Source organism: uncultured Kocuria sp., assembly GCF_947500125.1.
Taxonomy (GTDB): domain Bacteria; phylum Actinomycetota; class Actinomycetes; order Actinomycetales; family Micrococcaceae; genus Kocuria.
Genome location: NZ_CANMRA010000023.1, coordinates 23,970 through 46,882, shown reverse-complemented (window position 1 = coordinate 46,882; position 22,913 = coordinate 23,970). Strand labels below are relative to the sequence as shown.

The window sequence follows — 22,913 nt, the reverse complement described above, 5'->3', positions numbered from 1 at the left end:
GGCCCCGACCCGTCAGGAGCACCCATGGACACCCCGGTGATCGAGGCCCGCGGGCTCGTCAAGACCTTCGGCCCCACCACGGCCCTGGACGGCTTCGACCTCACCGTGGCGCCGGGTCAGGTCGCGGGGTTCCTGGGCCCCAACGGCTCGGGGAAGTCCACGGCGATCCGGGTGCTGCTGGGCCTGCTCCGGGCGGACGCGGGGACGGCATCGGTCCTGGGCCTCGACGCCTGGCGGGACGCCGTGGAGATCCACCGCCGCACCGCCTACGTCCCCGGGGACACGAACCTGTGGCCGAACCTGACCGGGGGCGAGATCGTGGACCTGCTGACCGGCATCCGCGGAGGACGACGACGGCGCCGCCGCCGCGACGAGCTCATCGAGCGCTTCGAGCTCGACCCGACGAAGAAGGCCCGCAGCTACTCCAAGGGCAACCGGCAGAAGGTGGCGCTGGTGGCCGCCCTGAGCGCCGAGGCCGAGCTGTACGTCCTGGACGAGCCGACCTCCGGGCTGGACCCGCTCATGGAGGCCGTGTTCACGGACGAGGTGCGCCGGCTGAGCGGGCAGGGCAGCACGGTCCTGCTCTCGAGCCACATCCTGGCGGAGGTCGAGAAGCTGTGCGACACCGTGACCATCATCCGCGCCGGCCGGGACGTGGAGAGCGGCACCCTCGCCCAGCTGCGCCACCTGACCCGCTCCGCCGTCACGGCCACGACGTCCGCCGACCCCGGCCGGCTGGGCGGCCTGCCGGGCGTGCACCACCTCGTGCACGACGACGGGAGACTGGGCTTCGACGTCGACGACGCCCGGGTCCCCGAGGTCCTCCGGGCGCTCGCCGACCTGGGCGTGCAGAACCTCACCGTCACGCCCCCGTCGCTCGAGGAGCTCTTCCTGCGCCACTACGGCGACCGCCCGGCCGAGCCCGCCGCCCAGGAGGAGGCCCCGCACGGCGCCGGCCGGGACGCGGGGGCGCCCCGATGAGGACCGCCGAGCCGTGGGCAGCGACCGGCCGCCTGTTCCGGCTCAACCTGCGCCTGGACCGGGTGCGGATCCTCGTGTGGGTGCTCGCGCTCACCGGGACCGTGTACGCCACGGTGCTCGCCCTCGCGGAGACGTTCCCGGACGGCGAGGCCCGCCAGGCCCGGGCCGCCCTGCTGGACAACCCGTCCGCCGTGATGATGACCGGCCCGGCCTTCGGCGCGGGCGACTACACGCTGGGCGCCATGACGGTCAACGAGCTGAGCCTGTCGGTGCTCGTGGCCACCGCGATCATGAGCATCCTGCTCGCGAGCCGGCACGTGCGGGCGGAGGAGGAGTCCGGGCGGCTCGAGGTCGTCCGCGCGCTGCCGGTGGGCCGCTTCGCCCCGGCCGCGGCCGCCCTCGGGGCGGTCGCCGTGGCGGACGCGGCGGTCGGCGCCGGGATCACGGCGGGGCTCGTCGCGGCGGGGCTGGGCGGGACGGACGCCGTGGCGTGGGGACTGGCCACGGCGCTCACGGGCCTGGTGTTCGGGGCCGTGGCGGCCGTGACCGCCCAGCTCACCGAGCACGCGCGGGCCGCCTCCGGCACGGCGATGGCCGTGCTCGGCGCGGCCTTCCTAGTGCGCGGGATCGGGGACGTCATCGAGCCCACCGGCTCGTGGCTGTCCTGGCTCTCGCCCATCGCCTGGGCCCAGCAGACCCGGCTCTACGTGGACCTGCGGTGGTGGCCGCTGGCGCTCTCGGCGGCACTGACGGCGGTGCTCCTGGGGACGGCCGTGCTCCTGGCCCAGCGGCGGGACCTGGGCGCCGGGCTGCGACGGGGTCGGCCCGGACCCGCGACGGCCGGGACGTCCCTGCTCTCCGCCACCGGGCTGGCGCGCCGCCTGCTGCGCGGCACGTTCCTCGGGTGGACCGCGGGGCTCGTCCTCTTCGGCCTGGCCTTCGGCTCGCTGGCCGACTCGCTTGAGGACAGCATCGCGGACATCCCGACGATCACCGAGTGGCTCGTGGTGGACCTCGCCGCGCTCACCGAGTCCTTCGCCGCCGCGACGCTGTCCTACCTCGCGCTCGGTGTGGTCGCGTTCGCCGTCTCGGCCGTGCTGCGGCTGCGCGCCGAGGAGGAGTCCGGCCGCACGGGCCTCACCCTGTCGACGGGTCTCGCCCGGTCGCGCTGGGTGCTCGGCTGGCTCGCCGTCGTCGTCGTGGAGGCCCTCCTGGCCCTGGTGCTGTCCGGGGGGCGCTGGGCGCGGGGGTCACCGTGACCACCGGTGACCTGCGCTGGACCGGCGAGCTCGCCCTGGCGGCACTGGCGTACTTCCCGGCCGTGCTCGTGGTGGCCGGGCTCACGGCCGCCCTGGTCGGTCTCGTCCCGCGGGCCGCCGGCCTGAGTTGGGCCGTGGTCGCCTACGTCGTGTTCGTCGCGTGGTTCGGCCTGCTGCTGGACCTGCCCCAGTGGGCGATGGACCTCTCCCCCGTCCAGCTCACGCCGCTGGTGCCGTCCGAGGACTGGGAGGCGACGCCCCTGGTCGCTCTGGCCGCGCCGGCGCTGGTGCTCCTGGCCGCGGCCGCCGCCGGGTTCCGCCGCCGGGACCTGCTGGCCTGAACGGCCTCCGTCTCCCCCTCGGGTGGCGCACACCACGATTGTCCGTAGACTGGCACACCAGGTGAGCCGGGAAGTCTGGTCGGCACGAGAAATCTGCCGCCCGAAAACGGAGGAGCCCCGTGTCCAGCCATGACCCCACGGTCCGCCCGGAGGACCAGCCCGAGAACCGCCCCCAGGACCACAGCACCGACACGCTGCGCCGTGGCAGCTACCGCGAGGTGCTGCGCGTCGGCGAGATCCTCCGCAAGGAGACGATCGGCGGCCTGCTGCTCGTGGTGGCCGCGCTCATCGCGATCGTCTGGGCCAACTCGCCCTTCGCCGACAGCTACTTCGCCCTGCGCGACTTCGAGATCGGCTACGAGCCCTGGCACCTGAAGCTCAGCCTCGGCAAGTGGGCCGCCGACGGCCTGCTGGCGATCTTCTTCTTCCTGGTGGGCCTCGAGCTCAAGCGCGAGTTCGTGGCCGGTGACCTGCGCGAGTTCCGCAAGTCCGTCGTGCCCATCACCGCCGCCGTCGGCGGTGTCGTGGTGCCGGCCGCGATCTACGCCGCGATCAACTTCTCGAACCCCGACACCGTCGACGGCTGGGCCATTCCCACCGCCACCGACATCGCCTTCGCCGTGGCGGTGCTCGCCATCATCGGCTCGCACCTGCCCGCCGCGCTGCGGCTGTTCCTCCTGACGCTCGCCGTGGTCGACGACCTGCTGGCGATCACCATCATCGCCGTCTTCTACTCGGAGGACGTCTCGGTCCAGCCGCTGCTGCTGGCGCTGATCCCCTTCGCCCTCTACCTCTTCCTCGCCCAGAAGTACCGCCGGTTCTTCGGTCTCAAGGCCCCCGCCGCCTGGCTGATCCTGCTGCCGCTCGGCATCGTGGTCTGGGCCCTGGTCCACGAGGCCGGGATCCACGCGACGGTGGCCGGCGTGCTCCTCGGCTTCGCCGTGCCGGTGATCCGCAGCCAGGCCAGCGGTGGGCCGGAGGCCGGGCCCGGTCTCGCCGAGATCTTCGAGCACCGCTTCCGCCCGCTCTCCGCCGGCTTCGCGGTGCCGGTCTTCGCGTTCTTCTCCGCCGGGGTCGCCGTGGGCGGCTGGGAGGGCCTGACGTCCGCGCTCTCCGCCCCGGTGACGCTGGGCATCGTGGCCGGTCTGGTCCTGGGCAAGCCGATCGGCATCGTGGGCGCCACGTGGCTGATCACCAAGGTCACGCACGCCCGGCTCGACCCCACCTTCCAGTGGATCGACCTCGTGGGCGTCGCCCTCCTGGCCGGCATCGGCTTCACCGTCTCGCTGCTCATCGCGGAGCTGAGCTTCGCCCCGGGCAGCCTGCCGGGCGACCAGGCCAAGGTGGCGATCCTCAGCGCGTCCGTGCTGGCGGCGGCAGTGGCCTCGGTGCTGCTGCGGGCCCGCAACAAGCGCTACCGCATGATCGAGAAGCTCGAGTCCGTCGACGCCGACCACGACGGCATCCCGGACGTCTACGAGGAGGACGAGGCCCGGGAGCAGGGCCACCGCTAGCCCGTCCCGCGCGGCCCGCCCGTGCGCGAAGGACCCCCGCCCGGACGTCGTCCGGACGGGGGTCCTTCGCGCACCGGGCTGCCGTCAGCCCGCGAAGAGCTTCAGGGCCTCCCGGTTGAAGGCCTCGAGGTCGCCGGGGTTGCGGGAGGTGACGAGCCGGCCGTCGACGACGACCTCCTCGTCCACCCAGTCCGCCCCGGCGTTCTTCAGATCGGTGGCCAGGGAGTGGTAGGACGTGAGCCGCTTGCCCTGCGCGAGTCCGGCCTCGATGAGGATCCACGGGGCGTGGCAGATGGCGGCGATCGGCTTGCCCGCGGCGTCGAACTCCTGGACCAGGCGCAGCGCGTCCTGGTCCACGCGCACGTTGTCCGCGTTGAGGGTGCCCCCGGGCAGGACCAGCGCGTCGAAGTCCTCGGCCTTCGCCGCGGCGAGGGTCCCGTCGACGTCGTAGCTGCCGGCGCGGTCCCAGTCCCCCTGCATCGCCGTGATGCTGCCCTGCTCCACGGACAGGAGCACGGGGGTGCCGCCGGCCTCCTGGACGGCCTTCCACGGCTCGGTGAGCTCGGGCTCCTCGACGCCGTTCGTGGCGATGAACGCGATCTTCTTGCCGGTGATGTCGGTGGTCATGAACTGTCTCCTGGATCGGTGAATTCGGTGAATTCGGTGGAACGGTGAATCGGTGAATCGGTGAATCGGTGAATCGGTGGAACGGTGCTGGGGTGTGTGCTGCGGCGGCTACTGCGCCCGGATGCCGCCGAGGACGTCGAGCGCCGCCCGCAGCCGGACGCCGGCGTCGTCGGCGACCTCCTGCACGGCGGGGCTGCCGCTGAGCTGGACCATGGTCTGGGGGTCGATGGCCTCGACCGTGGAGCTGCCGGCGTCCGCGCCCCGGCGCACCAGCACGTTGCAGGGCAGGAGCGCGCCGAGCTGGGGCTCCGCGGCGAGGGCCTTGCTGGCCAGCCCGGGGTTGCAGGCGCCCAGGATCACGTAGTCGCCCACGTCCTCGGCGGCCTCGGCGCCGAGCTTCTTCTCGAACGTGGCGCGCACGTCGATCTCGGTGAGGATGCCGAAGCCCTGCTCGGACAGGGCCGCCCGCGTCCTCTCGACCGCCTCGGCGTAGGGCAGCGGGACGACGACGGCGTTGGTGTAGCTCATGCTGGCGCTCCTTCTCGGTCCGGGTTCCTGGCTCGCAGCTCCACTCTTGGCACGTGGGGACCGGAAAGGGAAGAGCAGGACGGCCAGGTTCTCGCTGGGCGATACCGCGGGTGGAGCTGGATACCCCCGGGGGTAGTTGAATACCCCCAGGGGTATCTGTCATACTCGGGACGAACGCCAGGCGCCGAGCCCGGCACCCCTCCACGGCCTGACCACCCCGCCCCGGCCGGCGGGAAGCAAAGGACACGCACCATGACCGTCACCCTCGTACTGACCCTCCTGCTGTCGGTGCTGATCGGGCTCTCGCTCGGTCTGCTCGGCGGCGGCGGATCCATCCTCACCGTCCCGATCCTCACCTACGTCGCGGGCCTGGACCCCAAGGAGGCCATCGCCGCCTCCCTGTTCGTCGTCGGCGTGACCTCCGCCGTCAGCGCCGTCAACCACGCCCGCAACAGACGCGTGAAGTGGCGCACCGGCCTGGTCTTCGGCGCCGCCGGCATGGCCGGGGCCTTCCTCGGCGGCCTGGCCGGGGGCTACATCCCCGGCACCGTCCTGATGATCGCCTTCGCCCTGATGATGGTCGCGACCTCCCTCGCCATGATCCGCGGCCGCAAGAACGGGTCCGCCACGCCCCACGACGGCGACCTGCCGGTCCTGAAGGTCGTCGCCGAGGGCCTGGTCGTGGGTCTCGTCACCGGCCTGGTGGGCGCCGGCGGCGGCTTCCTCGTCGTCCCGGCCCTGGCCCTGCTGGGCGGGCTGTCCATGCCCGTGGCCGTGGGCACCTCCCTGGTGGTCATCGCGATGAAGTCCTTCGCCGGGCTCGCCGGCTACCTCACCACGGTCTCCCTGGACTGGGCCCTGGTGGGGGCGGTGACCGTCGCCGCGGTAGCCGGCTCGTTCGTCGGCGCGCGACTGGCCGGGCGCATCCCCGAGGCCGCACTGCGCAAGGGCTTCGGCATCTTCGTCCTCGTGATGGGGGTGTTCGTCCTGGTCCAGGAGCTGCCCGGCGCGGCCGGGATCGCCGTCGGGATCGCCGCGGCGGCCGCCGGCGCGGCAGCGGCCGTCTGCTGGTTCGCCGTCCCGAAGTGCCCGCTGCGCACGCCCCTCACCGCCTGACCGCCCCCTCCCGCCGAGCACCGACCATCCGGAACCGACCACCGAGCACCGAGCACCGAGCACCGAGAAGGAGATCCCCATGGCCACCGTCGACCTCACCGAGCAGGCCTTCGCCGAGACCGTCCAGGACCACGACATCGTCCTCGTGGACTTCTGGGCGTCCTGGTGCGGCCCCTGCCGCATGTTCGCCCCGACCTACGAGGCCGCGTCGGCCAAGCACCCCGACGTGGTCTTCGCCAAGGTCGACACCGAGGCCGAGCAGCGCCTGTCCGCCGCCGCCGGCATCAGCTCCATCCCCACCCTGATGGCCTTCCGCGAGGGCGTGCTCGTGTTCTCCCAGCCGGGCGCCCTGCCCACCGCCGGGCTCGAGCAGGTCATCACCGCCGTCAAGGACCTCGACATGGCCCAGGTCCACGCCGAGCTCGCCCGGCAGCAGACCGAGCAGAAGACCGGGCAGAAGACCGGACAGCAGGCCTGACCCGCCCCACCTTGAACCCCTATACCCCTGGGGGTACGTTGGGACTGGGGTCACCCCCGTCCCCTCGTTCCGCCACCCGCCACAGGAGGAGAACCATGGACGTCACCGTCATCGACACCCCCCAGCTCGGGGACCGCAGCTACCTCGTGCACGACGGCGAGATCGCCCTCGTCATCGACGCCCAGCGCGACATCGACCGCGTGGAGGCCGCCGTGGAGCAGGCCGGGGTGAAGGTCACCCACGTGGCCGAGACCCACATCCACAACGACTACCTGACCGGCGGCTGCCTCTACGCCCGCAAGCACGGCGCGGCCTACCTCGTCAACGCCGCCGACGACGTCTCCTTCGAGCGCACCCCGATCGCCGACGGGGAAACCGTGCAGGTCGGCGAGCTCTCCGTGAAGGCCGTGGCCACCCCCGGCCACACCCACCACCACCTCTCCTTCGTGGTGGAGCACGGCGAGGAGCAGGCCGTGTTCTCCGGCGGCAGCGTCCTCTACGGCTCCGTGGGCCGCACCGACCTGCTGGGCCGCGAGCACATGGTGGGCCTGACCCACGACCAGTACGCCTCCGCCCGCCGCCTCGCCGCCGAGGCCCAGGAGAAGGCCGCCCTGTACCCGACCCACGGCTTCGGCTCCTTCTGCTCCTCCGGCCCCGCCACCGGCGCGGACGAGTCCACCCTGGGCGAGCAGATCAGGACGAACCACGTCTACACCGATCCGGACGAGGAGCACTTCGTCTCCGAGCTGATCAGCAACCTCACGGCGTACCCGAACTACTACGTGCACATGGGACCGGCCAACGCCGCCGGCCCCACCGAGCCGGACCTGTCCGTGCCGGACTCCCTGGACCCCGAGGAGCTGCGGTCCCGCCTCGAGGCCGGCGAGTGGGTGGTGGACCTGCGCCACCGGGTGGCCTACTCCGCCGAGCACCTCAAGGGCACCATCAGCTTCGAGTACGGCGACGGCTCCAGCTTCACGGCGTTCCTGGGCTGGATCTTCCCCTACGACCGGCAGCTGACCCTCGTCGGCTCCCGCGAGGACGTCGAGAACGCGATCCGGGATCTGTCGCGGATCGGCATCGACTCCCCCGACGCGGCGCTGGGCGAGGACCCGGCGCGGCTCGCCCCCGGGGCGACCCTCTCCTCCTACCCGCGCGTCGACTGGAAGGGCATGCTCGAGGGGCGCCCCGAGGACGAGACCGTCCTGGACGTCCGCCGGGTGGACGAGTACGAGGAGTCGCACCTCCCCGGCGCGGTCAACATCCCGCTGCACGAGCTGCTGCCCCGGATGGACGAGGTCCCCGCGGGCCGGCTGTGGGTGCACTGCGGCTCCGGCTACCGCTCGGGCGTGGCCGCCAGCCTGCTCGAGCGTGCGGGCCGGGACGCGGTGCACGTCGACGCCCTGTTCGCCGACGCGGAGCAGGCCGGCGTCCCGCTGGAGAGCTGACGCCGCCGCGGGGCCGGGTGCGCGCACCCGGCCCCGCGGTCCCTCCCCCGCAGCCCGCCCCACCCAGCGAAAGGCCCGCCGTGAGCACCTCCCGCACCGTCCCCCCGTCCGCCGCCGGACGGCGCAGCGTCACCGTGATCGGCGCCGTGGTCGTCCTCCTGCACCTCGTGGGCTGGGGCGTGCTGCTCGCCCTGGTCCTGGGCACCGACGCCCCCCGGGGCGGCACCGGACTCTTCGTGGGCCTCGCCCTCAGCGCCTACGCCCTGGGCATCCGGCACGCCTTCGACGCCGACCACATCGCCGCGATCGACAACGCCACGCGCTCGCTGATGGCGCGCGGCCGGGAGTCCGCGGCCACCGGCTTCTGGTTCGCCCTGGGCCACTCCTCGGTGGTCCTCCTCTCCGTGCTGCTGCTGACCCTGGGCCTGGAGGCCTTCTCCGGCGGCCTCGCGGACGAGGGCTCCGGGCTGCGCCAGGCCGCCGGGATCTGGGGCGGCACCGTCTCCGGGCTGTTCCTCGTCACCGCGGGGGTCCTCAACCTCGCCGTGCTGCTCCGGCTGCGCCGGGCCCGCCGCGCCGCGCGCACCGGCACCCTGGACGCCGCCGAGCTGGACGCCCACCTCGCCGATCGGGGGGTGCTGCACCGCGTGCTTCACCCCGTGACCCGCGCGGTGGACCGCCCGGCCAGGATGTACCCCGTCGGCTTCCTCTTCGGCCTGGGCCTCGACACGGCGGCCTCGATCGGGCTGTTCGTCATGGCGGGCGGGATCGCCCCCGAGCTGCCCTGGTACTCCGTGCTCGTGCTGCCGGTGCTCTTCACCGCCGGCATGACGCTGTTCGACAGCGCCGACGGCATCCTGATGAACCGCGTCTACGGCTGGGCCTCGGTCGACGCCCGCCGCAAACTGAACTACAACGTCACGGTGACCACCGTCTCGGTCGTCATCGCCTTCGTCATCGGCGGGACGAGCCTGCTGTCCGTGCTCGCCGAGCTCGTGCAGCCGACCGGCGGCGCGCTCGCTCTCGTGGCGGCGGTCGACCTCAACTTCCTCGGCATGGCCGTGATCGTCTTCTTCGGCGTCGTCTGGCTGGGCTCGCGGGGCCTGGACCGGCTCCGCCGCGACGGCCGGCCGCTCCCGGTGCGGGGCTGAGCCCGTGGTCCGTCTCCTCCTGCTCGCCGACACGCACGTCCCCCGGCGCGCCCGCGACCTGCCCACCGCGGTGTGGCGGGCCGTCGAGGACGCCGACGTGGTGCTGCACGCGGGCGACTGGACCGACCTCCCGACCCTCGACCGGCTCGAGGAGCGGGCCGCGCGCCTGGTGGGGGTGTGGGGCAACAACGACGGACCGGAGCTGCGGGAGCGGCTGCCCGAGGTGGCCCGCGAGACCCTGGGGGGCGTGCGCTTCGGCATGGTCCACGAGACCGGCGCCGCCGCCGGGCGGGAGGCCCGCACGGACCGCGCGTTCCCCGGCCTCGACGTCCTGGTCTTCGGCCACAGCCACATCCCGTGGGACAGCACCACCCCGGCGGGACTGCGGCTGCTCAACCCCGGCTCCCCCACGGACCGGCGGCGCCAGCCGTACTGCACCTACCTGACGGCGGTCGCCGAGGGCGGGCGGCTCACCGACGTGGAGCTCGTGCGCCTCCCGCGGCGCTGACGTCCCGCCGGGCCGGTCCCGCAGGGCTCGCCCGCCGGACCCGCCCACCGGCCTGCACGCGGTCGCGGCGTCCGCTCAGAGGAGGCCCCGCAGCCTGTAGTAGCGCCGGCCGACCACGGTCCCGTTGACCCGGACCACCGCCCACACCAGCACGAGCAGCAGCGCCACCAGCACGGCCGGGACGGGCACGAAGACCGCCCACACCACCATCGCCATGCCGGGGACGGTCAGCAGGATCGGCCAGGCGTACTGGACCATCTCCACCGCCATGTAGTCCTCCATCTCCCGCAGGGCCGGGTCCTGCGGGACGGCGTTGCGGCGCACCGCGGTCCGCAGCCCCTTGCTCGCCCGCGCGCGGGCGTCCATGAGGTCGTTGCGGGGCGCGTCGTCCGCGCGGGTCAGCGAGAGGACGATGCCGCTGACCAGCAGGGCCGCCCCGCCGACCAGGAGCCCCCACCGGGCCGGGCTCAGCAGCCGTCCCTCCCCCAGCAGGAGTGCGGCCGCGATGCCGCCCAGCAGCCCGACGACCAGGCTCGACACGAGGGCGAGCACGATCCGCCGGGCCCAGATCGCATCGAGCTCCCCGAGCCGTGGGATCTGCACGTGCGGGTGGTCGGCCCCGCTGAGCCGGATCTCCTCGTCCATGGCGTACCGTCCTCTCGTCGCTCCGGCGCTCCTGCCCGGTCATCTCCAGGATGCGCCTCACCGGCGGCGATGGACAGGCCGTTTCGTCACGGGCCCGGAGAGCCGGGCCGGTCCGGCGTGCACCGCGGCCCCGCACTTGACGGGGCATCGCCGGAGGTATTCGCTGGAGGGACGGCGGCGCCGCCCAGCGGAGCCGCGACGACCACGAGGAGGCTCCATGTCCGCCGGCGACCACTTCTACCTCGACAAGGCGGATCCCGGCAGCTGGCGGGCGCTCAACGGCCTGGCGCGCAAGGTCGCCGCCGCGGCCGAGGACGCCGGGCTGTCCCGGGCGCTGGTGGAGCTGCTCAACATCCGGGTCTCCCAGCTCAACGGGTGCGCCTACTGCCTGGACCTGCACACCCGCTACGCCGTGGAGGCCGGGGTGAGCGCGCAGAAGCTGGCCGTGCTCCCCGCCTGGCGCGACACGGAGCTGTTCGACGACCTGGAGCGGGCCGCGCTGGCGATCGGGGAGGTCGTGGCCCTGCTGCCCGACGAGGAGACCCGGCTGGCGGAGCTGGCGGTGGCCCGGGCGGAGCTGACCGACGAGCAGTACTCCGCGCTGCAGTGGACGGCGGTGGCGATCAACACCTTCAACCGGGTCTCGGTCCTCTCCCGGCACCGGGTCCGCCCCGGGGCGTCCGCCCCGGAGCAGGAGGCAGCGGAGCAGGAGCAGGAAGCCCCGGAGCAGGCGCCGGACCCGTCGCGCGCCCCGTCGACCGTCGCAGGAGGCACGGCGTGACCAATCTGGAGGCGGACCCGCAGGAACTCCTGTGCACCGAGGCCGTCGGGGCCGGCGCGCAGCTGCTGGCCCCGCGCGAGGTGCCCCTGGGCGGGCCGCGGGCGATGACCGTGCGCCGCACCCTGCCGCAGCGGCAGCGCAGCCTCATCGGGGCGTGGTGCTTCGTGGACCACTACGGCCCCGACCTGGTCTCGGAGTCCGGCGGCATGACCGTGGCCCGGCACCCGCACACGGGGCTGGCCACCGTGAGCCTGCTGTTCACGGGCGGGATCGCCCACCGGGACTCGGCGGGCTACGACGCCGTCGTCCGGCCCGGTGAGGTCAACCTGATGATCGCCGGGCGCGGGATCTCCCACCAGGAGTTCTCCACCCCCGGCACCACGCTCCTGCACGGGGTCCAGCTGTGGTACGCCCTGCCGGAGGCGACCCGCCACATGGCCCCGGCCTTCGAGCACCACACCCCCGAGCCGGTGGCCGGCGAGGGCACGGAGCTGCGCGTCTTCCTGGGCTCCCTGGCCGGGGCCACGTCCCCGGTGGACACCTTCACCCCGCCGCTGCTCGCCGCCGAGGCCACCCTGCGCCCCGGGGCCCGGCTGGAGCTGGAGCTCGACCCGGCCCTCGAGCACGGCGTGCTGCTCGACTCCGGGGACCTCACGCTCGACGGCGCGCCCGTGCCGGTGGACCACCTCGCCTACCTCCCGGTCGGGCAGGGGGCGGTGGTGCTGGAGGCCGGCCTGAGCCCGGTCCGGCTGCTGCTCATCGGCGGGGAGCCGCTGGGCGAGCAGATCGTGATGTGGTGGAACTTCGTGGGCCGCAGCCACGAGGAGGTCGTCGCCTACCGCGCCGCCTGGCAGGCGGAGATCGACGCCGAGCCTGCCCCCGCCCCGGCGGCCGGGACCTACGCCGACGGCGCCCCGTACCCGCGCTTCGGGCCCTACCCCGACGGGCAGCCGGCACCGCTGCCGGCCCCGCCGCTGCCCACCGTCCAGCTGCGGCCCCGCGGCTGAGCCCGTCCCCCGGAGACCACCATGAACACCTCCGCCATCACGGTCCGGAACAACCCCGACCGGCACCGCTACGAGCTCCTCGACGGGGAGACCGTCATCGGCTCCGCCCACTGGGTGCCCTTCGAGGGCGCCGACGGGCCGCAGCGGATCTTCTACCACACCAGCGTCGACGACGCCTACGGCGGCCAGGGTCCGGCCTCGAGACTGGCCCGGGAGGCCCTGGACGACACCATCGCGGCCGGACTGCCCGTGGTCCCGGTGTGCCCCTACATCAAGAAGTGGCTGCGCACGCACCCCGACCAGCAGCAGCACGCCGTGCCCGTGCGGCCCGAGCACCTCGCGGCCGTCCCCCGGAAGGGGCAGCGCTGACCCGCCCGCCGGCACGGCGGGCCTGACCACGACCCAGGTGAGCGCCTGCGGCGGGCCCGGTCAGGAGTCGGGCCGCTCGCCCCCCGCCGCGTCGTCCTGCGGTGCCCGGGTGATCCGCACCCGCTCCACCCGGCTGCGGTCCACGGCCAGGACCTCGAGCCGGTGGTCGTCCACGACGACGACGTCGCCCGGGCGCGCCACCCGCCCCAGCCGGTCCATCAGGAACCCGCCCACGGTCTCGTAGTGGCCCTCGGGGATGACGAGCCCGGCCTCCGCCGGGACCTCCTGGATGATCAGCCCGCCGTCCACGAGCACGGCCCCGCCCCGGCGCAGCACCGTGTCCTCGTGCTCCCGGATCCCGGCGTCGAACTCGTCGTAGATCTCGCCCACGAGCTCCTCCACCAGGTCCTCGAGGGTCACGATGCCCGCCGTCCCGCCGTACTCGTCGACCACCAGCGCGATGTGGTGCCCGCCCTTGCGCATGGCCTGCAGGGTGCGCAGCACGTGGTTGGTCTCCGGCAGGAAGGGGATGGGCCGCACCACGTCCCGCAGGGTCCGGGGCGGGGCCTCGATGACCCCGTCCCCGTCCTCGTCCGCGAGCACGAGGTCGCGGATGTGCACGAAGCCCAGGACGTCGTCCACGCCCGTGCCGAGCACGGGGTAGCGGGAGTGCGGCAGGGTCAGCGCCGTGCGGTACGCCTCCGTGACGGGCAGGGTGCCGTCCAGGAAGTGGACGTCGGGGCGGGGACGCATGACCTCGGCCAGACGGCGCTCGCCCGCCTCGAAGACGTCCGTGAGAATCGACCGGGACACCGGGCCGATGCCCCGGGTGTCCACGACCATCTCGCGGATCTCCTCCGCCGAGACCTCCTCGGCGGCGGCGTGCGGGTCCCCGCCCACGAGCCGCACCACGAGGTTCGTGGACACCGACAGCAGCCAGATGACGGGACGCATCAGCTTGGCGAACAGGTTGAGCGGAGGGGCCAGGACCTTCGTGAACCCCACCGAGCGCTGCATGGCCAGCCGCTTGGGCACGAGCTCCCCGAGGACGAGCGAGAGGTAGGCGATGACCAGGGTCATGCCGATCAGCGCCGTGGTCTCCGCGGCGGCGGTGGACAGCCCGGCCCGCTCCAGCAGCGGGGCCACGTCCGGGGCGAGCGTGGAGGCACCGTAGGCCGAGGAGAAGAACCCGGCCACCGTCACACCGATCTGCACCGCCGAGAGGAAGAGATTGGGGTCCCGGACGAGGGCGGCGGTCCGGGCGCCCTTCCGCCCCGAGCGCTCGATCCTCCGGACCTGGCTCTCCCGCAGGCTCACGATGGCCATCTCGGTGCCCGCGAAGACCCCTCCGACCGCCACGAACAGCAGGACCAGGAGGATGTTCACGAGGGTGCTGGAGTCCATGGCGACCACGCTACCGGTCCGCTGCGGGCGGGGCCCGGGAGGGGCACCGGCCCCACGCCGGTATCCTGGGGCGACCGACGAGCCGGCCGCGAGGTCCGGCCGCGCTTCGGGGGAGGAGATCCATGGACGAGGTGTTCACCCTGCTCGGTCTCGGCCTCGTGGGCTTCGGGCTCTACGACGTGTTCCGCGGGCTGCTCCACCCCAGCGGCCGCGGCACGATCAGCTTCTGGGTGCTGCGGCTGGTGTGGCGGCTCTCCCGCAGCACGAACCACCGCTGGGGCTCCCTCGCGGGACCGCTCGGCGTGGTGATCGTCATCGTGCTGTGGGGCATGCTCCAGGCGCTCGGGTGGGCCCTGGTGTACTACCCCTACGTGCCGGAGGGCTTCTACTACGTCGAGGGCATGAACCCCGGGGACTACGACGACTTCGCCGAGGCGCTCTACATCTCGCTCGTGACCCTGGGCACGCTCGGATTCGGGGACGTCGTGCCCACCGGGGCGTGGTTGCGCTTCGTCTCGCCCGTCGAGGCCCTGATCGGATTCGCGCTGCTGACCGCGACGCTGTCCTGGGTCACCCAGATCTATCCCGCCCTCGCCCGGCGACGTGCCCTCGCGGTCCGGCTGCGCGCCCTGCAGTCCGTCGGCTACGCGGAACGGGTCGCGCACCTGGACCGCGGCGGCGCGAGCCGGACCGTGGACCAGCTCACCGCGGAGATCGTCGACGTGCACGTGGCGCTCGTGCAGAACGCGGAGTCCTACTACTTCCGCGAGGTCAAGGAGGACGCGGCGCTGGCCGTCTTCCTGCCCTACGCCATGGAGATCGCTGCCCGCGCCGAGGAGGCGCCCGCCGAGGAGGTCCGGCTCAGCGGCCGGATGCTCTCCTCAGCCGTGTCCGACATCGGCCAGCACCTGCGCACGGAGTTCCACGGCTCGGGCGAGAGCACGGAGGAGGTGCTCGGTGCCTACGCGACCGACCACGGGTACTCCACCGGCCCGGGCGGGTGGTCCCCTGGCTGACCCGCCGCTGGGGGCCGGGCCCGGAGACGGGCGCCGGGGCAGGACCCGGTGTCCGCCTGGACGGGCGAGGGTCCCGCAGCGCCCACCTCCCGGGACCGCCGGGTCTCACCAGAGGTGGCGGCACTGCCTGTTCTGGCAGGAGAACTCGGGAGCGCGCCCGTCGGGCAGCATCATCGACGGGGAGGCCAGCTCGACGTCGCGCGCCTGGTCCCAGTCGTCCGGCATGATCTGCACGTAGACCAGCTCGAACCCGGTCGCGCCGCAGCGCGGGCACGGCGCGGTGGTGCCGCGCAGACCCTCGGACGGGGTGGTGCTCATGGCGTGCCTCCCGTGGGGGAACAGGCCCCGGGCGCTCCGGAGCCGGTGGGCCCAGTGTAGTGGGCGCACCGGCGCCTCCACCGGGCACGGGCCCGGGTGGAGGCGCCGGTGCGGTTCAGGCCCTCGTGCCGGCCTCCCGCTTGGCGCGCTGGATCTCCTCGTAGACGTGGCCGCGCAGCTCGGTGAACCGCGGCAGGCCGCGGGTGGTGAGCTGGTCCCGGTCGTCGGGCAGGTCGATCGGGAGGTCCTCCTGGACCACGGTCGGCGAGCTCGAGAGGATGATGACGCGCTCGCCGAGGTAGACGGACTCGTCGATGTCGTGGGTCACGAACAGCACGGTCACGCCCATCCGGTGCCACACGTCCCGGATGAGGTCCTCGAGGTCGGCGCGGGTCTGGGCGTCCACCGCGGCGAACGGCTCGTCCATGAGCAGGATCTTCGGCTGGTAGGCGACCGCCCGGGCGATCGCCACGCGCTGCTGCATGCCGCCCGAGAGCTGCCACGGGTACTTCTTGTCCGCCCCGCGCAGGTCGACCGCGGCGATCGCCTCCTCCACGAGCCGGTTCCGCTCGTCCCGGGCCAGCTTGGCGTTCTTGAGGGGCAGCTCCACGTTCTCGCGGACCGTCATCCAGGGGAAGAGGCTGCGCCCGTACTCCTGGAAGACCACGGCCATGTCCTTGGGCGGGCCGGTCACCTGTTCCCCGCCCAGCAGCACCTCGCCGGAGGTCGGCGCCATGAGCCCGGAGATGCACTTGAGCAGCGTGGTCTTGCCGGATCCCGAGGGCCCCACGAGGCACGCCAGCTCACCGCGGTTGAGGTCGAACGTGAGGTTGCGGACGGCCTCCACGTCGCCGTGGTCGCTCTGGTAGATCTTCTGCAGCCCGCGCACGGACAGCAGCACGTCCTTCCCGCCGGTGCGCCCGGCGCCGTCGTCCGAGACCCCCGCGGCGGTCCCGTCCGTGCCGGTCCGGGGGGCGGTCGCGCCGCCGTCCACTGCCGAGCTTCCCGATTCAGCCTGCATTCTCCACCTCTTTCAGGCCCCGGTACCAGGCGAGGACCTTGCGTTCAACACGTTGGAAGACGAACGCCAGCACCACTCCGATGAGACCCAGGACGGCGATGCCGCTCCACATCTCGGGGATGGCGAACGATCGCTGGAACTGCACGATGGTGAAACCGAGCCCCGAGGACGAGGCGAACATCTCCGAGATCACCATCAGGATCAGCCCGATCGACAGGGCCTGGCGGATGCCGGCCATCATCTGCGGGCTGGCGGCGGGGATCACCAGGTGGACGATCCTCGACCACCCGTGGATCCCGTACGAGCGCGCCGTCTCGTTCATGACGGAGTCGACCGAGCGCACGCCCTCGATGGTGTTCAGCAGCACGGGCCACACGGACCCGAGCACGATCACCACGACCTTCATCTGGTCGTTGACACCGATGAGCAGCATCAGCACGGGCACCAGCACCGGCGGCGGGATCGCCCGGAAGAACTCGAGCACGGGCTCCAGCAGGTTCCGCAGCCAGCGCACCGAGCCGATCACGAGTCCGGCGACGACGCCGAGCAGGATGGACAGCGCCAGCCCCACCAGGAGCCGGCCGATGCTCGGCAGCACGTCGTCGAAGAACCGCTCCCCGAACCAGACGTCCACGAACGTCGTGGCGAACTCGCCCGGCTCCGGGACGTAGAAGCTGGTCTCCACCAGGGTGTAGACCCACCACAGGAGGATCAGCAGGACGGGCAGCGCGAGGGCGTAGCCCAGGGTCTTGACGAGTCTCACACCGCCACCTCTCCGCGGACGGACGAGTGCCAGGACAGCGCCCGGCGCTCCAGGGCCCGCATCGCCAGGTTGATGAGCACGCCCAGCAGCCCGGCCGTGACGATGAACGCGTACATGGCCGTGACGGCGCCGCCGGACTGGGCCAGCGAGATCTCCCGGCCCAGCCCGGGCGTGCCGATCACGAGCTGGGCGGTCACCGCCAGGATGAGGGCCACGGCCGCCCCGAGCCGCAGCCCGGTGATCACGTAGGGCAGGGACGTGGGCCACGTGACGTACCGGACGCGGGCCACCGGTCCGAGACCGTAGCTCTTGGCCGTGTCCTGCGCCACGGTGTCCACGTCCCCGACCCCGTAGAGCACCTGGATGAGGATCTGCCAGAAGGACGCGTACACCACCAGCAGCAGGGTGGACTCCAGCTGCACCCCGAACAGCAGCACGGCCAGCGGGATGAGCGCGACCGACGGGATGGGCCGGAGGAACTCGATGGTGCTGTGGGTCGCCCGGCGCAGGAACGTGCTGCTGCCGATGACCAGCCCCAGCACTATCGCGGCGACAGCGGCGATCAGCAGCCCGAGGAACCAGGCCCGGACGGTCTGCCAGACCGCCAGCCAGAATCCCGCCGAGCCGAGCTGCTCCCCGAGCTCCAGCAGGACCTCGCTGGCCGGGGGCAGGTACCGGGGGTTGACGATGCCGGTCAGGGGCAGCAGCTCCCAGGTGAGCAGGAATCCGAGGATTCCCAGCACACCGAGGACGCCGGGCCCCCAGGACCGGCCGGCGCGGGATCGTGCCATGTGGTGGTCCCTCCTCCTGTCGATCGGAGCTCCCGCGCTACGGCAGGAGCGTGTCCAGGTCGGGCTCGTTCTCCAGCGAGCCGTACTCCACGGCCGCGCTGCCCAGCTTCTGGAAGGACTCCCGGTCGAACTCGGTCCGGTAGCGGGGCAGGGCCATCTTCTCGCGCAGCTCGTCGCTGATCTCCGTATAGGTCCCGACGATGTCGCGGACCTCGTCCGGGTTCTCGTTCGCGTACTCGAGGGACTTGTTCATGGCGTTCTGGAAGCTCTCGACGAGCTCCGGGTCCTCCTCGATCTTCTGCGCGGTCGTGAAGTAGCCGGCGATGTCGAGCTCCGGGTCGAACTCCACGAAGTTGTAGGACACCGCGCGGGCGCCCTCGTCGAGGACCTGGGTGAGGAACGGGTCGAGGATCCATGCCGCGTCCACCTGGCCGCGGTCGAGGGCCGCCGGGGCGTCCGGGAAGCCGACCTCCACGAACTCGATGGAGTCGGGGTCGCCGCCGGCCTGCTCCACGACGTGGCGGATGGTCGTGTCACCGATGTTGTTGAGGTTGTTCACCGACACGGTCTTGCCGGCCAGGTCCTCGGGGCCCTGGATGTCCGAGTCGGCGGGCACGACGACGGCGCTGAAGTCGCGCTCGGTGTCGCCGGAGGTCGTGGTGCCGTTGGTGACGAAACGGATGTCCAGCCCCTCGTCCTGGGCGACCATCACGGAGAGGGTGTTGCCGAAGGCGAAGTCGAAGTCCCCGCTGACCACGCCCGGCACGGCGGCGGCCCCGCCGGTGGTGGTCTGGATGTCGAGGTTGATCCCCTCCTCCTCGAAGAAGCCCTGCTCCTTGCCCAGCCAGATGGCGGCCGTGTCGACGATGGGGATGACGCCGACGGTGACGTCCTGCATCTCCCCCTCGGCGCCGCCGCCGTCGCCGCCGCACGCGGCCAGCGCCAGTACGGACCCTGCTGCTCCCAAGCTCATGAGCGGACGCCGCATCATGCCTCCCTGTGGTGTTCGGTAATGGTGTTCGGTGCTGGAACTCGGTCGTGGAGCTCCCTGGTCGGTGCCGGGCCCGTCGTCCGCACCACACTGTGCGACCGGCCAGCCGGGGCTGTGATAGGGATCACTCTAGTGGCGTAGCATTCACAAACCAGTGCATGTTGTCGATGGACCGATACATGTCCTCTATGAGTCGCTGATCGAGGAGTGCCCCCGTGGAGCTGGACCTGAACCTGATGCGCGTGTTCTGCACGGTCTACGAGCAGGGCAGCGTCACGGGGGCCGCCGCCGAGCTGCACCTCACCCAGCCGACGGTGAGCCACGCCCTGAAGAACCTGCGCCGGCAGTGCAACGACCAGCTCTTCGTCCGCGAGGGACGCGGCCTGAGCCCCACCCCGTTCGCGGAGAGCATCTTCCCCCAGGTCAAGGCGGGGATCGCCCAGGTGACCGCGGCCGTCTCCTCCGGCGGCCTGTTCGACCCGGGGACCGCACGCGAGCGCTTCACGCTGGCCCTGACCGACCTCGGCGAGCTGGCGTTCCTGCCGTCCGTGATGACGGCGCTGCGGGAGCAGGCGCCCGGCGTGGAGCTGACCGTGCTCCCCCTGGACGTGGAGCACGTTCCGGAGGACCTGCTGCGCAATCAGGTGGACGCCGCGATCTGCGCCCCCTACATCGGCGGACCCGGCATCGTCCGGACGGTCATCGGCACGGACGAGTACGTGGTGATCGCCGCCCGCGGCCATCCGCGCGTCCGGGAACGGCTGACGCTCGAGCAGTTCGCGCAGGAGCCGCGGATCCGGCTCGCCCCGTCGATGGGCCACGAGCTCGCCGAGGTCGCGGCGGAACGGGCGGGCGCCCCGGGCAGCACGGCCCTGCGGCTGTCCCACTTCACGGGCCTGGTGTCCGTCGTGGAGCGCACCGACTGCCTCGCGGTGCTGCCGCGGTTCCTCGCCGAGACGCTCGTGGAGGCCGCCGGGATCCGCGTCTTCCCGCACCCCGTGGAGATGCCGGCCCTGCAGCTGGCCGTCTACACCCGCGAGGCCGACCACCAGCGCCCCGCGCAGCGCTGGTTCGCCCAGCTGATCGTGGACACGCTGCGGGAGTCCGTCTCCCCGGACCCGTCCGCGCCCCTGCATCCCGAGGCCTGGCATCGTCGCCGTCGATGAGGGGATAGAAACGAGGGGATAGAAAACATCGACGGGCCGTGCCCCCGAGCACGTGGAGGAGATCGCCGGCCTGCTGGCCGGCGCCCGCCGCCCCGGGCGCGGCTCAGCGGCAGGAGACCATGAACACCCGGGCGTCACCGGACAGCTCGACGGTGCCGGCGCCGCCCCGGTGCAGCAGCGACTCCCCGCCGCCCAGCTCCCACTCCCGGTCCGCGGCACGCACCAGCACCCGGTCCCCCGTGCTCAGCAGGACCGTGGTGCCCCGCAGCTCGACCGGGACAGCCCGTCCCGGCACGAGCTCGTGGGCGCTCAGCGACAACCGCTCGTCCCACAGCGGGTAGACGCGGCGGCCGTGCTCGTCGGCGGCGGGCTCGACGACCTCCGGTGCCGCCTGCTCGTCGGCCAGCACGGCGAGCAGCTCGGCCACGTCCACGTGCTTGCCCGTCAGACCGGCGCGCAGGACGTTGTCGGACGAGCTCATCACCTCGATCGCCGTCCCGGACAGGTACGCGTGGAGCTGCCCGGCCGGGGTGTGCAGGGACTGCCCGGGGGCGAGGCGGACGTGGTGCATGCACACCGCGACCAGCAGCCCGCGGTCGTCCGGGTGCCGGTCGTGCACGTAGCGGACCAGGGCGGCCACGGGGTCCTCCGGGCCCGCGTCGCGGGCCGCGGCGACGGTCGCCGCCACGGCGGCCCCGGCGGCGTCGTCGTCCATGGTCAGCACGGACGGCAGGACGGGGCGCCCGCCGTCGGCGACCTCGCGCAGCCAGTCCAGTCCCAGCCGCTCGGCCGTGGCGCGCAGCCGCTCCGCCGGCTGCACCCCCGTGAGCAGCTCCACGCCGGTGAGCGCCACCACGGTCTCGGGCTTGGCGGAGCGGTCCTTGTAGTTGCGCCGCGGGTCGTCGAGCGGGATCCCCGCCCGCTGCTCGCGCTCGAAGCCCTCCTCGGCCTGCTCCGTCGAGGGGTGGACCTGGAGGGACAGCGGGGCGTCGATGGCCAGGATCTTGAGCAGGAACGGCAGGCCCTCCAGCGGCTCGTCCCGGCCGTCCCGCACGACCAGGGACGGCGCGGCGGGGTGCCCGCCGACCCACAGCTCGGCCTCGGGCTCGGGGCTCGGCACGGGCCGGCCCTGGAGGCGGGCCAGCACCTCGCGGGAGCCCCACGCATAGTGCTGGACGGGGTTGCGCATGCGGAGGATCTCGACCATGGTCGTCATCCAATCACAGGACCGCCCGCGCCCGGCGGCGCCCGGGAGCGGCCGTGGCCTAAGATCACCCCTTGTGACTATCGATCTCTCAGCTTCGTTCAAGGCCTACGACGTCCGCGGCATCGTGGGCGAGTCCATCACCGCGGAGACGGTCCGGGCCACCGGCGCCGCGTTCGTGGACGTCCTGGGCCTCGCCGGCCTGACGGTCCTCGTGGGCGGGGACATGCGCCCCTCCTCCCCGGAGTTCGTGGACGCCTTCGCCGAGGGCGCCGTCCGCCGCGGCGCGGACGTGGTGAAGATCGGGCTGATCTCCACCGACGAGCTGTACTTCGCGTCCGGGACGTTCGACGCCGCCGGGGTGACCTTCACGGCGAGTCACAACCCCGCCGAGTACAACGGCATGAAGATGTCGAAGGCCGGGGCCGTCCCGGTCTCCTCGGAGTCGGGGCTCTACGACATCCGTGACCTCGCCCAGCGCTATCTCGACGAGGGCGCGGCCCCGGAGGCCGCCATCCCCGGCACGGTCACCGAGCGGGACGTCCTGGCCGGCTACGCGGAGTACCTGCGCTCCCTCGTGGACCTCTCCGGGACCCGCCCGCTCAAGGTGGTGGTCGACGCCGGCAACGGGATGGCCGGGCTGACCACACCGGCCGTGCTGGGCGACGCCGTGCTGGCGCCGCTGCCGCTGGAGGTCGTGCCCCTGTACTTCGAGCTGGACGGCACTTTCCCCAACCACCCCGCCAATCCGCTCGAACCCGAGAACCTGGTGGACCTCCAGCGGGCCGTGCGCGAGCACGGCGCGGACCTGGGCATCGCGTTCGACGGCGACGCCGACCGCTGCTTCGTGGTCGACGAGCAGGGCGGCGCCGTGTCGCCGTCCGCCGTCACCGCGCTGGTCGCCGAGCGCGAGATTGACCGCGCCCGGGCGGAGGGCGTCGAGCAGCCGGTGATCATCCACAACCTCATCACGTCGCGCGCCGTCCCCGAGCTGGTCACGGCCCGCGGCGGCCGTCCCGTGCGCACCCGGGTGGGCCACTCGTTCATCAAGGCCGTCATGGCCGAGGAGGGCGCCGTGTTCGGCGGCGAGCACTCCGCCCACTACTACTTCAAGGACTTCTTCAACGCGGACACCGGTATGCTCGCCGCGATGCACCTGCTGGCCGCCCTGGGCGAGCAGGACCGGCCGCTGAGCGAGCTGATGCACCAGTACGATCCGTACGCCGCGTCCGGGGAGATCAACTCCACGGTCGAGGACAAGGCCGGGGCCGTCCGGCGGGTCGTCGACGCCCTGGCCGGCCGGGACGTGACCGTGGAGGAGCTGGACGGCACCACGCTCAGCCGCCCGGACGAGGGCTGGTGGTTCAACCTGCGGCCCTCCAACACCGAGCCGTTCCTGCGTCTCAACGTCGAGGCGAAGGACCGGGAGACGATGGAGCGGGTCCGGGACCGGGTGCTGGAGCTCGTGCGCGCCTGACGCCCCCGG

At 72.8% G+C, this 22,913-nt stretch carries 25 protein-coding genes; 15 read left to right on the top strand and 10 right to left on the bottom strand.

Translation table 11 applies throughout. The annotated features are described in order from the left end of the window. Positions 1–24: 24 nt before the first annotated feature. The 4 genes from Q0817_RS14475 to nhaA all read left to right on the top strand — a co-directional run bounded on the left by Q0817_RS14475 (position 25) and on the right by nhaA (position 4,095). Entirely contained in the window at positions 25–981 is a 957-nt protein-coding gene (locus Q0817_RS14475; RefSeq protein ID WP_298589613.1) for an ABC transporter ATP-binding protein, read from the top strand. Beyond that, positions 978–2,240, top strand: a complete 1,263-nt coding sequence (locus Q0817_RS14470) for an ABC transporter permease (RefSeq protein ID WP_298589610.1) — start codon at positions 978–980, stop codon at positions 2,238–2,240. The genes Q0817_RS14475 and Q0817_RS14470 overlap by 4 nt, the downstream gene beginning before the upstream one ends. After that, complete coding sequence (locus Q0817_RS14465) at positions 2,237–2,581, top strand: hypothetical protein (RefSeq protein WP_298589607.1); 345 nt, start codon at positions 2,237–2,239, stop codon at positions 2,579–2,581. Before Q0817_RS14470 ends, Q0817_RS14465 begins: the two co-directional genes overlap by 4 nt. Positions 2,582–2,775: 194 nt before the next feature. Next, positions 2,776–4,095: a Na+/H+ antiporter NhaA gene (gene nhaA, locus Q0817_RS14460; protein ID WP_298589685.1), complete on the top strand. Its 1,320-nt coding sequence runs from the start codon at positions 2,776–2,778 to the stop codon at positions 4,093–4,095. Positions 4,096–4,179: 84 nt separating this feature from the next. Here the strand turns inward: nhaA and Q0817_RS14455 are convergent, their stop codons facing one another. Then, positions 4,180–4,722 carry a type 1 glutamine amidotransferase domain-containing protein gene (locus Q0817_RS14455; protein WP_298589605.1) on the bottom strand — a complete coding sequence of 181 codons (543 nt, stop codon included), beginning with the start codon at positions 4,720–4,722 and terminating at the stop codon, positions 4,180–4,182. Positions 4,723–4,830: 108 nt separating this feature from the next. Further along, the gene (locus Q0817_RS14450) at positions 4,831–5,250 is read right to left on the bottom strand and encodes a DUF302 domain-containing protein (RefSeq protein ID WP_298589602.1); all 420 of its coding nucleotides are present in this window, start codon (positions 5,248–5,250) and stop codon (positions 4,831–4,833) included. Between the two features lie 252 nt (positions 5,251–5,502). Here Q0817_RS14450 and Q0817_RS14445 point away from each other — a divergent pair, with 252 nt between their 5' ends. The 5 genes from Q0817_RS14445 to Q0817_RS14425 all read left to right on the top strand — a co-directional run bounded on the left by Q0817_RS14445 (position 5,503) and on the right by Q0817_RS14425 (position 9,951). Then, complete coding sequence (locus Q0817_RS14445) at positions 5,503–6,366, top strand: sulfite exporter TauE/SafE family protein (RefSeq protein ID WP_298589599.1); 864 nt, start codon at positions 5,503–5,505, stop codon at positions 6,364–6,366. A 79-nt stretch (positions 6,367–6,445) separates the two neighbouring features. Next, positions 6,446–6,844 (top strand): thioredoxin, encoded by a 399-nt coding sequence (gene trxA, locus Q0817_RS14440; protein WP_298589596.1) that lies wholly within the window; start codon positions 6,446–6,448, stop codon positions 6,842–6,844. A gap of 95 nt (positions 6,845–6,939) precedes the next feature. Continuing rightward, entirely contained in the window at positions 6,940–8,292 is a 1,353-nt protein-coding gene (locus Q0817_RS14435; RefSeq protein ID WP_298589593.1) for a rhodanese-like domain-containing protein, read from the top strand. Between the two features lie 80 nt (positions 8,293–8,372). Continuing rightward, complete coding sequence (locus Q0817_RS14430) at positions 8,373–9,443, top strand: HoxN/HupN/NixA family nickel/cobalt transporter (RefSeq protein ID WP_298589590.1); 1,071 nt, start codon at positions 8,373–8,375, stop codon at positions 9,441–9,443. A 4-nt stretch (positions 9,444–9,447) separates the two neighbouring features. After that, positions 9,448–9,951 (top strand): metallophosphoesterase, encoded by a 504-nt coding sequence (locus tag Q0817_RS14425; protein WP_298589587.1) that lies wholly within the window; start codon positions 9,448–9,450, stop codon positions 9,949–9,951. A 75-nt stretch (positions 9,952–10,026) separates the two neighbouring features. On the opposite strand, the gene Q0817_RS14420 is transcribed toward Q0817_RS14425, so the two are convergent. Continuing rightward, the gene (locus tag Q0817_RS14420) at positions 10,027–10,596 is read right to left on the bottom strand and encodes a hypothetical protein (protein ID WP_298589584.1); all 570 of its coding nucleotides are present in this window, start codon (positions 10,594–10,596) and stop codon (positions 10,027–10,029) included. A gap of 217 nt (positions 10,597–10,813) precedes the next feature. Between Q0817_RS14420 and Q0817_RS14415 the strand changes: the two genes are divergently transcribed. From Q0817_RS14415 to Q0817_RS14405, 3 genes are read left to right on the top strand one after another with little or no spacing between them, the layout of a single operon-like run. Next, a complete protein-coding gene (locus Q0817_RS14415) occupies positions 10,814–11,377 on the top strand; it encodes a carboxymuconolactone decarboxylase family protein (protein WP_366139883.1) in 564 nt (187 codons plus the stop codon). After that, the gene (locus Q0817_RS14410; RefSeq protein WP_298589581.1) at positions 11,374–12,384 is read left to right on the top strand and encodes a pirin family protein; all 1,011 of its coding nucleotides are present in this window, start codon (positions 11,374–11,376) and stop codon (positions 12,382–12,384) included. The genes Q0817_RS14415 and Q0817_RS14410 overlap by 4 nt, the downstream gene beginning before the upstream one ends. Positions 12,385–12,405: 21 nt before the next feature. After that, positions 12,406–12,753, top strand: a complete 348-nt coding sequence (locus Q0817_RS14405; RefSeq protein ID WP_298589579.1) for a GNAT family N-acetyltransferase — start codon at positions 12,406–12,408, stop codon at positions 12,751–12,753. A 60-nt stretch (positions 12,754–12,813) separates the two neighbouring features. Here Q0817_RS14405 and Q0817_RS14400 read toward each other — a convergent pair whose 3' ends face one another. Continuing rightward, positions 12,814–14,157, bottom strand: a complete 1,344-nt coding sequence (locus Q0817_RS14400; RefSeq protein ID WP_298589577.1) for a hemolysin family protein — start codon at positions 14,155–14,157, stop codon at positions 12,814–12,816. A gap of 122 nt (positions 14,158–14,279) precedes the next feature. On the opposite strand from Q0817_RS14400, the gene Q0817_RS14395 reads away from it, so the two are divergent. After that, positions 14,280–15,173: a potassium channel family protein gene (locus tag Q0817_RS14395; RefSeq protein WP_298589575.1), complete on the top strand. Its 894-nt coding sequence runs from the start codon at positions 14,280–14,282 to the stop codon at positions 15,171–15,173. A 105-nt stretch (positions 15,174–15,278) separates the two neighbouring features. Here the strand turns inward: Q0817_RS14395 and Q0817_RS14390 are convergent, their stop codons facing one another. The 5 genes from Q0817_RS14390 to Q0817_RS14370 form a co-directional block, all read right to left on the bottom strand. Then, positions 15,279–15,491, bottom strand: a complete 213-nt coding sequence (locus Q0817_RS14390) for a hypothetical protein (RefSeq protein WP_298589572.1) — start codon at positions 15,489–15,491, stop codon at positions 15,279–15,281. A gap of 115 nt (positions 15,492–15,606) precedes the next feature. Continuing rightward, positions 15,607–16,512, bottom strand: a complete 906-nt coding sequence (locus Q0817_RS14385) for an ABC transporter ATP-binding protein (protein ID WP_298589569.1) — start codon at positions 16,510–16,512, stop codon at positions 15,607–15,609. Then, entirely contained in the window at positions 16,502–17,275 is a 774-nt protein-coding gene (locus Q0817_RS14380) for an ABC transporter permease (protein WP_298589566.1), read from the bottom strand. Before Q0817_RS14380 ends, Q0817_RS14385 begins: the two co-directional genes overlap by 11 nt. Further along, positions 17,272–18,066 carry an ABC transporter permease gene (locus tag Q0817_RS14375; RefSeq protein WP_298589563.1) on the bottom strand — a complete coding sequence of 265 codons (795 nt, stop codon included), beginning with the start codon at positions 18,064–18,066 and terminating at the stop codon, positions 17,272–17,274. Before Q0817_RS14375 ends, Q0817_RS14380 begins: the two co-directional genes overlap by 4 nt. Positions 18,067–18,103: 37 nt before the next feature. Then, positions 18,104–19,039 carry an ABC transporter substrate-binding protein gene (locus Q0817_RS14370; protein ID WP_298589561.1) on the bottom strand — a complete coding sequence of 312 codons (936 nt, stop codon included), beginning with the start codon at positions 19,037–19,039 and terminating at the stop codon, positions 18,104–18,106. A gap of 233 nt (positions 19,040–19,272) precedes the next feature. Between Q0817_RS14370 and Q0817_RS14365 the strand changes: the two genes are divergently transcribed. Continuing rightward, entirely contained in the window at positions 19,273–20,223 is a 951-nt protein-coding gene (locus tag Q0817_RS14365) for a LysR family transcriptional regulator (RefSeq protein ID WP_298589558.1), read from the top strand. 103 nt (positions 20,224–20,326) lie between these two features. Here Q0817_RS14365 and manA read toward each other — a convergent pair whose 3' ends face one another. Then, the gene (gene manA / locus Q0817_RS14360; protein WP_298589555.1) at positions 20,327–21,439 is read right to left on the bottom strand and encodes a mannose-6-phosphate isomerase, class I; all 1,113 of its coding nucleotides are present in this window, start codon (positions 21,437–21,439) and stop codon (positions 20,327–20,329) included. 64 nt (positions 21,440–21,503) lie between these two features. Here manA and Q0817_RS14355 point away from each other — a divergent pair, with 64 nt between their 5' ends. Beyond that, positions 21,504–22,904: a phosphomannomutase/phosphoglucomutase gene (locus Q0817_RS14355; protein WP_298589552.1), complete on the top strand. Its 1,401-nt coding sequence runs from the start codon at positions 21,504–21,506 to the stop codon at positions 22,902–22,904. Positions 22,905–22,913 lie beyond the last annotated feature (9 nt).

Coding starts and splice junctions, on each gene's coding strand:
- Q0817_RS14370 (WP_298589561.1), bottom strand. CDS start 19,039: ATGAGCTTGGGAGCAGCAGGGTCCGTACTGGCGCTGGCCGCGTGCGGC.
- trxA (WP_298589596.1), top strand. CDS start 6,446: ATGGCCACCGTCGACCTCACCGAGCAGGCCTTCGCCGAGACCGTCCAG.
- Q0817_RS14445 (WP_298589599.1), top strand. CDS start 5,503: ATGACCGTCACCCTCGTACTGACCCTCCTGCTGTCGGTGCTGATCGGG.
- Q0817_RS14385 (WP_298589569.1), bottom strand. CDS start 16,512: ATGCAGGCTGAATCGGGAAGCTCGGCAGTGGACGGCGGCGCGACCGCC.
- Q0817_RS14405 (WP_298589579.1), top strand. CDS start 12,406: ATGAACACCTCCGCCATCACGGTCCGGAACAACCCCGACCGGCACCGC.
- Q0817_RS14450 (WP_298589602.1), bottom strand. CDS start 5,250: ATGAGCTACACCAACGCCGTCGTCGTCCCGCTGCCCTACGCCGAGGCG.
- Q0817_RS14470 (WP_298589610.1), top strand. CDS start 978: ATGAGGACCGCCGAGCCGTGGGCAGCGACCGGCCGCCTGTTCCGGCTC.
- Q0817_RS14420 (WP_298589584.1), bottom strand. CDS start 10,596: ATGGACGAGGAGATCCGGCTCAGCGGGGCCGACCACCCGCACGTGCAG.
- Q0817_RS14435 (WP_298589593.1), top strand. CDS start 6,940: ATGGACGTCACCGTCATCGACACCCCCCAGCTCGGGGACCGCAGCTAC.
- Q0817_RS14455 (WP_298589605.1), bottom strand. CDS start 4,722: ATGACCACCGACATCACCGGCAAGAAGATCGCGTTCATCGCCACGAAC.
- Q0817_RS14475 (WP_298589613.1), top strand. CDS start 25: ATGGACACCCCGGTGATCGAGGCCCGCGGGCTCGTCAAGACCTTCGGC.
- Q0817_RS14390 (WP_298589572.1), bottom strand. CDS start 15,491: ATGAGCACCACCCCGTCCGAGGGTCTGCGCGGCACCACCGCGCCGTGC.
- Q0817_RS14415 (WP_366139883.1), top strand. CDS start 10,814: ATGTCCGCCGGCGACCACTTCTACCTCGACAAGGCGGATCCCGGCAGC.
- Q0817_RS14375 (WP_298589563.1), bottom strand. CDS start 18,066: ATGGCACGATCCCGCGCCGGCCGGTCCTGGGGGCCCGGCGTCCTCGGT.
- Q0817_RS14400 (WP_298589577.1), bottom strand. CDS start 14,157: ATGGACTCCAGCACCCTCGTGAACATCCTCCTGGTCCTGCTGTTCGTG.
- Q0817_RS14395 (WP_298589575.1), top strand. CDS start 14,280: ATGGACGAGGTGTTCACCCTGCTCGGTCTCGGCCTCGTGGGCTTCGGG.
- manA (WP_298589555.1), bottom strand. CDS start 21,439: ATGACGACCATGGTCGAGATCCTCCGCATGCGCAACCCCGTCCAGCAC.